9 protein-coding genes (1 of these 9 cut by a window edge) are annotated in these 10905 nt (G+C 68.3%); 6 read left to right on the top strand and 3 right to left on the bottom strand.

The features are described from left to right. The 5 genes from IAI54_RS00715 to IAI54_RS00695 form a co-directional block, all read left to right on the top strand. On the top strand, positions 1-781 hold the 3' portion of the coding sequence (locus IAI54_RS00715; RefSeq protein WP_187970556.1) for an ABC transporter permease. It extends 8 nt beyond the left edge of the window; only the last 781 of its 789 coding nucleotides appear in the window; its start codon lies beyond the left edge, outside the window; its stop codon occupies positions 779-781. A gap of 23 nt (positions 782-804) precedes the next feature. Further along, the gene (locus IAI54_RS00710; RefSeq protein ID WP_187970555.1) at positions 805-1866 is read left to right on the top strand and encodes an ABC transporter ATP-binding protein; all 1062 of its coding nucleotides are present in this window, start codon (positions 805-807) and stop codon (positions 1864-1866) included. 234 nt (positions 1867-2100) lie between these two features. Continuing rightward, positions 2101-3423, top strand: coding sequence for an amidohydrolase family protein (locus tag IAI54_RS00705; RefSeq protein WP_210321195.1), 1323 nt, complete (start codon positions 2101-2103; stop codon positions 3421-3423). 91 nt (positions 3424-3514) lie between these two features. Beyond that, positions 3515-4918: a dipeptidase gene (locus tag IAI54_RS00700; RefSeq protein ID WP_187970554.1), complete on the top strand. Its 1404-nt coding sequence runs from the start codon at positions 3515-3517 to the stop codon at positions 4916-4918. Next, positions 4915-5832: a nucleoside hydrolase gene (locus IAI54_RS00695; RefSeq protein WP_187970553.1), complete on the top strand. Its 918-nt coding sequence runs from the start codon at positions 4915-4917 to the stop codon at positions 5830-5832. The genes IAI54_RS00700 and IAI54_RS00695 overlap by 4 nt, the downstream gene beginning before the upstream one ends. A gap of 3 nt (positions 5833-5835) precedes the next feature. On the opposite strand, the gene IAI54_RS00690 is transcribed toward IAI54_RS00695, so the two are convergent. Then, positions 5836-7014, bottom strand: coding sequence for an amidohydrolase (locus tag IAI54_RS00690; RefSeq protein ID WP_187970552.1), 1179 nt, complete (start codon positions 7012-7014; stop codon positions 5836-5838). A gap of 78 nt (positions 7015-7092) precedes the next feature. Between IAI54_RS00690 and IAI54_RS00685 the strand changes: the two genes are divergently transcribed. Beyond that, on the top strand, positions 7093-7791 hold the full coding sequence (locus IAI54_RS00685) for a phosphoribosyltransferase (RefSeq protein ID WP_235679209.1): 699 nt from the start codon (positions 7093-7095) through the stop codon (positions 7789-7791). Positions 7792-7881: 90 nt separating this feature from the next. Here the strand turns inward: IAI54_RS00685 and IAI54_RS00680 are convergent, their stop codons facing one another. After that, a complete protein-coding gene (locus IAI54_RS00680) occupies positions 7882-8157 on the bottom strand; it encodes an HU family DNA-binding protein (RefSeq protein ID WP_187970551.1) in 276 nt (91 codons plus the stop codon). Between the two features lie 193 nt (positions 8158-8350). Continuing rightward, positions 8351-10771 carry an endopeptidase La gene (gene lon, locus IAI54_RS00675; RefSeq protein ID WP_187970550.1) on the bottom strand — a complete coding sequence of 807 codons (2421 nt, stop codon included), beginning with the start codon at positions 10769-10771 and terminating at the stop codon, positions 8351-8353. Positions 10772-10905 lie beyond the last annotated feature (134 nt).

The following is a 10905-nucleotide window of genomic DNA, read 5'->3' as shown; positions in this document are numbered from 1 at the left end:
GCGCCTCTCCCCTGCCCTCATCGCCATTGCGGCGCTGGTCTACGTCTTCCTGGTCGGACCGCTCATCATCGTGATCGGCGCCTCGCTCAGCGACACGACCTACCTGACCTTCCCGCCGCAGGGCCTGTCGCTGCGCTGGTTCGAGAACATCTTTGAGATCACCGCCTTCCGGCGCACCATCGTCACCAGCCTGCAGCTGGCCTTCCTGTCGACGGGGCTCGCGCTGCTGATCGGCATTCCGGCGGCCTATGCGCTGAACCGCTACCGCATCCAGCTGCCGTCCTGGCTGTCGACGGTCTTCGTGCTGCCGATCCTGGTGCCGGAGATCGTGCTCGGCTTCTCGCTCCTGAAATCGGTCGCCGTCGGCGCCTCGGTCCCGATCTTCGTGTCGCTGCTGATCGGCCACACCCTGCTCGTGCTGCCCTATTGCGTGCGGGTGATCTCGGCCAGCCTCGCCTCCTTCGACTTCTCCATCGAGGAGGCGGCGATCAGCCTCGGCAGCCCGCCCGCGAGGACCTTCTTCACCATCGTGCTGCCCAACGTCCGGGCCGGCGTGATCGCGGCCTTCATCCTGGCCTTCATCACCTCGATCAACGACGTCTCGACGTCGCTGTTCCTCACCGGCCCGGGCATCTCGACCCTGCCGATCCAGATCCTCGCCCATGTCGAGCAGTTCTTCGACCCCACCATCGCGTCGGTGTCGGTGCTCCTGATGTTCCTCACCGTCGCCGTCATGGCGATCGTGGAGCGCACGCTCGGCCTCACCTTCCTCGCCAAGTGACCGGCCAGACGAATGATCATCGCATGACCCAGGCTCTCGACATCTCCGACCTCACCGCGCACTACGGCTCGACGAAGGTGCTGGAGGACCTCTCGCTCTCGGTCGGCGCGGGCGAGCTCGTCTCGCTGCTCGGCGCGTCGGGCTGCGGCAAGACGACGACGCTGCGCCTCATCGCGGGTTTCCTCGAGCCGACGAAGGGCACGATCCGGCTCGGCGGGCGCGACCTGACGCGGCTGCCCGCCCACAGGCGCGACATCGGTCTGGTCTTTCAGAACTACGCGCTGTTTCCGCATCTCTCCGTGCTCGACAACGTCGCCTTCGGCCTCAAGCAGCGCGGGGTCGCTTCCGCCGACCGCGAGAGGCGCGCGAAGGCGATGCTCGACCGCGTCGGCCTGTCGCCGCTCGCCGACCGGCTGCCCGGCGCACTGTCGGGCGGGCAGAAGCAGCGCGTGGCACTCGCCCGCGCGCTGGTCATCGAGCCGCCGCTCCTGATGTTCGACGAGCCGCTGTCGAACCTCGACGCCAAGCTGCGCGTCGACATGCGCGTCGAGATCCGCCAGCTGCAGCGCGCCAACGGCACGACCTCGGTCTACGTCACGCACGACCAGGAGGAGGCCTTCTCGATCTCCGACCGGGTGGCGATCATGAATGCCGGACGCATCATGCAGTTCGATACGCCGGAGGTGCTCTACCAGCGCCCGGCCAATGCCTTCGTGGCCCGCTTCGTCGGCTTCGAGAACCTCATTCCCATGCGCGCGGTCGCCCGCGACGGCGACAGCGTCACGGCGGAGGCGGCCGGCGGCGCGCGGCTCAGCCTGTCGCAGGAGCGGTTCGGCGCCATTCCCGACGCCTTCACCCTGGCCACCCGCCCGGACGGGCTGGCCGTGACGTCCGGCCCGGGCAGCGAAGGCATTCCGGCGACGCTGGGGCTCAGGACCTATCTCGGCCGCGCCTACCAGTACCAGTGCGAGACGGCGGCGGGGCATCTCGTCGCCAACGGCGCGCTGTCGACCCCGCTGGAACCGGGCAGCACGGCGCGGCTGGTGCCGGTGCCCGACCAGTGCTGCGTGCTGCGGGAGGCGTAGGGCGGTGAGGATCGTACTGGAAGCAATCGTTCCTTCGCGCACCCCTCTGTCCTGCCGGACATCTCCCCCACGAAGGGGGAGATCGGCTTTCGCGTCCGACCTCACCAATTTCCATCGGCGTAGAAGGAGCGCCGACGTTCAGGCTGCCGATCTCCCCCCTCGTGGGGGAGATGCCCGGCAGGGCAGAGGGGGGCGCCGTAGAGCACCAACTGACGCCTTCACCGGAGCCCACCTGTGACCCTCATCCTCGCCAACGCCACCCTCCTCCCCTGCACGCCCGACATGCCGGTGATCGAAAACGGCTGGGTGCGGGTCGACGGCACCACCATCACCGCCACCGGCAGCGGCCCCGCGCCGGTCGTCGACGGCGCCGCGATCATCGACTGCGGCGGCGACGTCGTCATGCCGGGCATGGTCAATCCGCACTGCCACATGGCGATGACGCTGTTTCGCGGCCTCGGCGAGGACGTCGACGACCGGCTCTACCGCTACGTCCTGCCGCTGGAGCGCAAGTTCGTCACCCGCGAGATGGTGCGCGCCGGCACGGCGCTGGCCGCGCTCGAACTGATCCAGGCCGGCGTCACCACGGTCGCCGACATGTACTATTTCGAGACCGAAGTCGGACGCGTCGTCGACAAGGCCGGCATCCGCGGCGTGGTCGGCCAGACCATCGCCGATTTCGACCCGCCGGACCACGCCGACATCGACGGCGGCTTCGCCCTCACCGAAGAACTGGTCGCCGAGTTCTCGGGCCACGACCGCGTGATCGCCTCGATCGCCCCGCACGCGCCCTATTCGACCGACATCGCCGTGATGAACCGGGTGTCGCGCTGGGCCGACGATCATCCCGGCGTGCCGGTGCAGATCCATCTCGCCGAGATGGATTCGGAGATGGACTGGTGCACGAAGCATCACGGCCTGCGCCCGGTCGAGGTTGTGGAGAAAGCGGGGCTGCTGCGCCCGGGCCTGATCTGCGCCCACTGCCTGCACGTGAATGCTTCCGACATCGAGAAGATGGCGCATGCCCGCGTATGCGTGGCGCACAATGCCCGCTCCAACGCCAAGGCCGGCCGCGGCATCGCACCGGTGGAGGCCATGCGCGCGGCCGGCATCCCGGTCGGTGTGGCGACCGACGGGCCGATGAGCGGCAACACGCTCGACCTGTTCTCGCAGTTCGGCCCCGTGTCGATGTTCCAGAAGCTCGCCGGCCACTCGCGCAAGCCGATGCCGGCGCTCGAGGTGATCCGCATGGCGACGATCGAGGGCGCGAAGGTGCTGGGGCTCGACGCGCGCATCGGCTCGCTGGAGCCCGGCAAGCAGGCCGATCTCGTTCGCATCGACCTGTCGGCCCCGCGCCTGCAGCCGATCTACGACATCTACGCCACGCTGGTCTTCGCGGGCATGCCCGCCGACGTGTCCGACGTCATGGTGGCGGGACGCTGGGTGATGCGGGATCGGGACGTCGCGACGCTCGAGCGCCGCAAGGTGCTGCGCGACGCGCTGCAGGTCGCCTCGCATTTCAAGGCGGAGATGGTTCGCATCGACGCCGCCGGCTGACCTCCTGGCCCATCCAGGGACCGGGTTCGACATCTTGACCGGGCAGCGGCGACCGGCCATCCCGAACGACATCGAAAAAAGGAGGCGCACCATGCCAAAGACCGACCCGTCCCGCCTGGACGCCGTGCTCGCCGACGTCGACGCGCATATCGAGGGCAGCGTCGCGCGGCTCTGCGACCTGATCCGCATCCCGTCGATCTCGACCGATCCGGCCTATGCGGCCGACTGCCGGCGCACCGCGGAGTGGCTGGCCGCCGATCTGGGAAGCCTCGGCTTCGACGCCTCGGTCCGCGACACGCCCGGTCATCCGATGGTGGTGGGCCACCACCGGAGCGGCGCAGGCCCCCACGTGCTGTTCTACGGCCATTACGACGTGCAGCCGGTCGATCCGGTGGCGCTGTGGAACTCGCCGCCCTTCGAGCCGACGCTGGTGCCGCAGCCGAACGGGGACACCTGGATCGTCGCCCGCGGCGCCTCCGACGACAAGGGCCAGCTGATGACCTTCGTCGAAGCCTGCCGCGCCTGGAAGGCGGTCACCGGGTCGCTGCCGATCCGCGTCTCGGTAATGTTCGAGGGCGAGGAGGAATCGGGCAGCGCCAGCCTGCCCGGCTTCCTCGATCGGGCGGCGGACGAGCTGAAGGCCGACGTGATGCTCGTCTGCGACACCGACATGTGGGACGACACCACGCCTGCCATCACCACCATGCTGCGCGGCATCGTGCAGGAGGAACTGACGATCCGCTGCGCCAACCGCGACCTGCATTCGGGCATGTTCGGCAATGCCGCGCGCAACCCGCTGCAGCTTCTCTCCGACATCGTCGCCAGCCTGCGGACGCCGGATGGCGGGGTGGCGATCGAAGGCTTCTACGACGGCGTCACCGAGCTTCCGGCCGAAATCGCCGAACGCTGGCGGCGCCTGCCCTTCGACGAGGCGGCGTTCCTGAAGAATGTCGGGCTCGACATACCGGCCGGCGAAGCGGGTCGCTCGGTGCTGGAACAGGTCTGGGCGCGGCCGTCCTGCGAGATCAACGGCATGTGGGGCGGCTACACCGGCGAGGGCTTCAAGACGGTCATCCCGGCCGAGGCCAGCGCCAAGATCTCCTTCCGGCTCGTCGCCGGACAGGACCCGGAGGCCATTTCGGCCGCCTTCCGCCGCCACGTCGAGGCCCGGCTGCCGGCCGACTGCAGCGTGACGTTCAAGCGGTACGGGGCGAGTGCCGCGACCGTCATGCCGATCGACAGCGCCTATCTGCAGCGCTCGCTGCAGGCGCTGTCGGAGGAATGGGACTGCGAGGCGGCGGTGGCGGGCACCGGCGGGTCGATCCCGATCGCCACGGTCTTCAAGGACCGGCTCGGCATGGATTCCATCTTCGTCGGCTTCGCCAAGTTCGACAACCGGATCCACAGCCCGAACGAGAAATACGACCTGTCGAGCTTCCACAAGGGGATCCGCTCCTGGGTGCGTATCCTCGCGGCCCTGGCGGAAGCGACGTGAGTTCTCGCGCCGTCATCATCGACACCGACCCGGGGATCGACGACGCTGTCGCAATTCTGGCGGCGCTGGCATCGCCGGAGTTCGACGTCCTCGGCATCACGACGGTGGCCGGCAACATCGGCATCGCCACCACCACCCGCAACGCCGGACGGATCCTGGCGCTCGCCGGGCGCGGCGCCGTGCCGGTGATCGCCGGAGCTGCCGGACCGCTGGCGCGCAAGGGCTTCGACGTCGCCGAAATCCACGGCAATGACGGGCTGGGCGGCGTCGGCTTCCCGGAACCGTCGGCCCCGCCGCGGTCCGGGCACGCCGCAATCTGGCTTGCCGACACGCTGATGGCGCAGCCGGCCGGCAGCGTCGACCTCCTGGCGCTCGGGCCGCTGACCAACATCGCCGCGCTTCTGGCCGGCAATCCGGAAGCGGCGCGGCGGATCGGCCGGATCATCGCCATGGGCGGCGCCATCCGCGAGCCCGGCAACATCGGTCCGCGCTCCGAATTCAACCTGGCGGCCGACCCGGAAGCCGCCGAAGCGGTGCTCGGCGCCGGACTGCCGCTGACCCTGATCCCCCTCGACGTGACGCGCAGGGTGCGGGCCGACCGGGCCACCGTCGAGCATCTGCGCGCGGCAGGGACGGCAGCGTCGCGCGCATCCGCCGATCTGATCGCCGCCTATTTCCAGACGACGGCGGGCGGCGAGAGCCGGCCGCTGCACGACCCCTGCGTGATGCTCTTCGCGATGGCGCCGCAGCTCTTCGGCTGCGAGGCGATGGCGCTGACGGTGGACTGCGGACAGTCCCGCGATGCCGGAAGCCTCGCGCCGGCCGACGACGGGCGTCCGCCCGTCTCGGTCGCGCTCACGGTGGAGGGCGGCGCCGCTCTGTCGCTTCTGACCGAGCGGCTCACGCGGCGCTGATCCTCACGGCGCGTCGGCTGCGAGTTCCTGCTCGACGAGCGCGGTCCAGAACCGGACCCCCGTCGGGATCGCGGCGTCGTTGAAATCGTAGCGGCTGTTGTGATGCAGCGCGCCATCCTCGGCCGGGCCGTTGCCGAGCCAGACGTAGCAGCCTGGCACGTGGCCGGAAAACACGGCGAAGTCGTCGCCTGCCGTCGAAGGCGGGAAGCTGGTGCGCACGGTGGCGGCGGCGGACCGTGCCGCGCCGAGCGCGCGGCGGGTGGCGTCCGGATCGTTGATCACCGGCGGGATCTGGCGCAGGTAGCGGTAGTCGCAAGCGATGCCGTACATGGCGGCCGTTCCCTCGGCCAGCCTGCCGATCTCGGCCTCCACCTGCTCCCTCACCTGCGCCGAATAGGCGCGGGCGGTGCCGCCGATCGCAACTTCGTCGGGGATGACGTTCAGCGCGGCGAAGTCACCCGCCTGCAGCGCGCAGGCGCTGACGACGGCAGGCTGCAGCGGATCGACCCGGCGCGCGACGATCGTGTGCAGGGCGGTGAGGAACTGGCCCGCCGCGGTGACGGCATCGCGGCCGAGATGCGGTTTGGCGCCATGGGTCCCCTCGCCGCGGAACGTCACGCGCCAGCGGTCGGAGGACGCGAGCTGCGGCCCCTCGACGACGGCGATCTCGTCGACGGCGAGTCCCGGCATGTTGTGCAGCCCGTAGACGGCATCGACGGGAAAGCGCTCGAAGAAGCCGTCCGCCACCATCGCCTGCGCGCCGCCGCGGCCTTCCTCGGCCGGCTGGAAGACGAAGTGGACCGTGCCCGAGAAGCTGCGCGACCGGGCGAGCGCGCGGGCGGCGCCGAGCAGCATCACCGTATGTCCGTCATGGCCGCAGGCATGCATACGGCCGTCGACGGTCGAGCGATGCGGCCGGTCGGCCGCCGTCTCGCGCATGGCGAGCGCATCCATGTCGGCGCGCAGCGCAATCCGCCGGTGGCCGTTGCCGGCCTGCAGCGTCCCGACGAGGCCGGTGCCGCCGAGGCCCGCCGTCACCGCGATGCCCGCTTCCTCGAGACGTTCGCGGACGATGCGGCTGGTCCGCTCCTCCTCGAAGCCGAGTTCGGGATGGGCATGCAGGTCACGGCGCAGTCCGGCGAGCAAATCGATATCGTCGATGTGGTCATCCGCACGCGCCATCACTACACTCCGCCTGCCGGGCTGCGCCGGCTTCATCCACCTGTCGTCCAACGCTGTTTTCTAGCAGAAAGGCTGGTCGTGTCACTCGCGCCCCATGAGTTCTGGCAGGTCGTCCACCCGCCCGCGACCTTCGCGCAGGACCCTGCCGGCGGCTACCGCGACCTCTTCCCGGCCGAATTGCCGGACGGCCGTCAGATCGCGCTTCCGATCCGCGTCCTGCCAGGCGACGGTTCGCGGGCCGTCGCATCCCTCATCGTCAACCAGGCGAGCTTCGCCGTGGAGGATGCGCTGGCCGATGCGATGACGCAGGCGCTGCAGCCGCTCGGCGCCGAAATGGTGATCGGCGTGCCGACGCTCGGGCTGCCGCTCGCCAATGCGGTGGCGCGAAGGCTCGGGCATTCCCGCATGGTCGCTCTCGGGACCTCGCGCAAGTTCTGGTACGACGAGGGCCTGTCGGCGCCGATGTCGTCGATCACGAGCCCGGAACAGGTGAAGCGCCTCTACCTCGACCCGCGGATGCTGCCGCTACTGCGCGACAGGCGCGTGGCGGTGGTCGACGACGTGATCAGTTCCGGCGCGTCGATGCGGGCGGTGCTTTCGCTTCTGTCGAAGGCCGACATCGAACCCGTCGCGCTCGTCTTCGCCATGCTGCAGACGCAGCGCTGGTGGGCCTCTCTCGATGCGATCGACCCGTCGCTTCCGGGCAAGGTGCATGGCGCAATGCGCAGCCCGCTTCTGCAGCGGCGGGAGGACGGCGGCTGGTCGCCGCTCTGCTGAGGTCCTTCTCCGGCCGGTTGGATATCTGTCCCCGTCCCGAAAAGAGAAAAGCCGGGACGCGCCCGGCCTTTCGCAGACGTCTGGGGCAGATCAGGCGTTGACGGCGTCCTTGAGGCCCTTGCCGGCCGAGAACTTCGGCACGTTGCGGGCGGGAATCTGGACCGGCTCGCCCGTCTGAGGATTGCGGCCCGTCGAGGCCTCACGCTTGGCCACTTCGAAATTGCCGAAGCCCACCAGGCGAACGTCGCCGCCGCTCTTGAGCTCGTTGGTGATGACCGAAAACACGGCCTCCACCGCCGACTGCGCGTCCGACTTCGACAGCTTGGCTGCCTCCGCCACGGCCGATACGAGTTCGTTCTTGTTCATGAAAACCTCATTTTATTATCTTGACCGCATTGTCTGCGACTCGACGGCCGCGCGGCGACTTTATTGAGAACATGTGCAGCAACCAAGTCTGAAAAGCCCCGGAACCGCGCAATTCCGCGGTTTTTTGGGGTCCGGAACGCAGAAAGGCCGGACTTTCGTCCGGCCTTTCGCGTTTTTCGGTTCGAGGAGCGCCTCAGTGCGCCATCGTGGCGGATGCGGCATCCTCGCCGGCCGCCTTCTTGGCGGGCTCGACCGGCTCCACCCATTCGATCGCCTCGGGCATGCGCTGGAGGGCATGCTGGAGCACCTCGCCGACGCGGCTGACCGGAATGATCTCCATCCCGCTCTTCACGTTGTCGGGGATGTCGGCAAGGTCCTTGGCGTTCTCCTCGGGGATCAGCACCTTCTTGATGCCGCCGCGCAGCGCGGCGAGCAGCTTCTCCTTCAGGCCGCCGATCGGCAGGACGCGACCGCGCAGCGTGATCTCGCCCGTCATCGCCACGTCGGCGCGCACCGGAATGCCGGTCAGCACCGAGACGATGGCGGTGACCATGGCCACGCCGGCCGACGGGCCGTCCTTCGGCGTCGCCCCTTCCGGCACATGCACGTGGATGTCGCGCTTGTCGAACAGCGGCGGCTCGATGCCGAAGTCGATCGCCCGCGACCGGACATAGGACGCGGCAGCCGAGATGGACTCCTTCATCACGTCCTTCAGGTTGCCGGTGACGGTCATCTTGCCCTTGCCGGGCATCATGACGCCTTCGATCGTCAGCAATTCGCCGCCGACCTCCGTCCAGGCGAGACCCGTGACCACGCCGACCTGATCCTCGCCCTCGACCTGGCCGTAGCGGAAGCGCGGCACGCCGAGATAGTCGGACAGATTGTCCCTGGTGATGTCCACCGCGGGCTTCTTGGTCTTCAGGATCTCGGTCACGGCCTTGCGCGCAAGCTTCATCAGCTCACGCTCGAGGCTGCGCACGCCGGCTTCCCGGGTGTAGGTCTGGATCACCGCGCGGATCGCCTCGTCGGTGACCGAGAACTCCTTCGGCTGAAGCGCGTGGTCGCGCACCGCCTTGGGCAGCAGGTGCCGCTTGGCGATCTCGACCTTCTCGTCCTCGGTGTAGCCCGCAATGCGGATGATCTCCATGCGATCCATCAGCGCCGGCGGGATGTTCAGCGTGTTGGCGGTCGTCACGAACATGACGCTCGACAGGTCGTACTCGACCTCGAGGTAGTGGTCCATGAAGGTCGCGTTCTGCTCCGGGTCGAGCACCTCCAGCAGGGCGGACGACGGGTCGCCGCGAAAGTCCATGCCCATCTTGTCGATCTCGTCGAGCAGGAAGAGCGGATTCGACTTCTTCGCCTTCTTCATCGACTGGATGACCTTGCCGGGCATCGAACCGATATAGGTGCGGCGGTGACCGCGGATCTCGGCCTCGTCACGCACGCCGCCGAGCGCCATGCGCACGAACTCGCGGCCGGTCGCCTTGGCGATCGACTTGCCGAGCGAGGTCTTGCCGACGCCGGGAGGGCCGACGAGGCACAGGATCGGACCCTTCAGCTTCTTCTGGCGACTCTGCACGGCGAGGTACTCGACGATGCGGTCCTTGACCTTGTCGAGGCCGAAATGATCCGTGTCGAGCACGTCCTGGGCAAATCCCAGGTCCTGCTTGACCTTGGAATTCTTGCCCCACGGGATCGACAGCAGCCAGTCGAGATAGTTGCGCACCACCGTGGACTCCGCCGACATCGGCGACATCGAGCGCAGCTTCTTCAGCTCCGCATTCGCCTTCTCGCGCGCTTCCTTGGTGAGCTTGGTCTTCTTGATCCGCTCCTCGATCTCGGCGGCCTCGTCGCGGCCGTCCTCGCCCTCGCCGAGCTCCTTCTGGATCGCCTTCATCTGCTCGTTGAGGTAGTACTCGCGCTGGGTCTTCTCCATCTGGCGCTTGACGCGCGAGCGGATGCGCTTCTCGACCTGCAGCACGGAGATCTCGGCCTCCATGAAGCCCATCGCCTTCTCGAGCCGCTCCTTGACGGAGAGGGTGGCGAGCATCTCCTGCTTCTCGGGGATCTTGATGGCGAGATGCGAGGCGATGGTGTCGGCGAGCTTGGAGTAGTCGTCGATCTGTCCGACCGCACCCACGACCTCCGGGGAGATCTTCTTGTTCAGCTTGACGTAGTTCTCGAAATCCGAGACCACCGACCGGGCCAGCGCCTCGACCTCGACCTCCTCTTCGTCCGGCTCCGGCAGGATGGCCGCCCGCACCTCGTGGAAGTCCGCGCGGTCGGTGAAGGTGGCGATGCGCGCGCGCGCGGTTCCCTCCACCAGCACCTTCACGGTGCCGTCGGGAAGCTTGAGCAGCTGCAGCACGTTGGCGAGCGTGCCGATCTCGTAGATCGCATCCGGCTCCGGATCGTCGTCCGAGGCGTTCTTCTGGGTGGCGAGCAGGATCTGCTTGTCGGCACCCATGACCTCCTCGAGGGCCTTGATCGACTTCTCGCGACCGACGAAGAGCGGGACGATCATGTGCGGGAACACGACGATGTCGCGCAGCGGAAGAACCGCGTAGACGCTTGCGCCGGCCGTGCCTGTGGAGCGAGTGGTGTTGGACATCGATTTGCCTTTCACTTCGCGGCCGCCATGAGCCAACCGCGAATCTCATATTAACGGCTGCGGGCCGATCCGCCTATGCCCGCGAGGGTGTGGGAGGAAAGTAGCACGGAGCGGCCTGCCGCCTGATGAATCGT

The organism is Aquibium microcysteis (assembly GCF_014495845.1).
In the GTDB taxonomy this organism is placed as follows: domain Bacteria; phylum Pseudomonadota; class Alphaproteobacteria; order Rhizobiales; family Rhizobiaceae; genus Aquibium; species Aquibium microcysteis.
The sequence above is the reverse complement of the archived record's forward strand: the minus strand, read 5'-3'. Positions and strand labels throughout refer to the sequence as shown.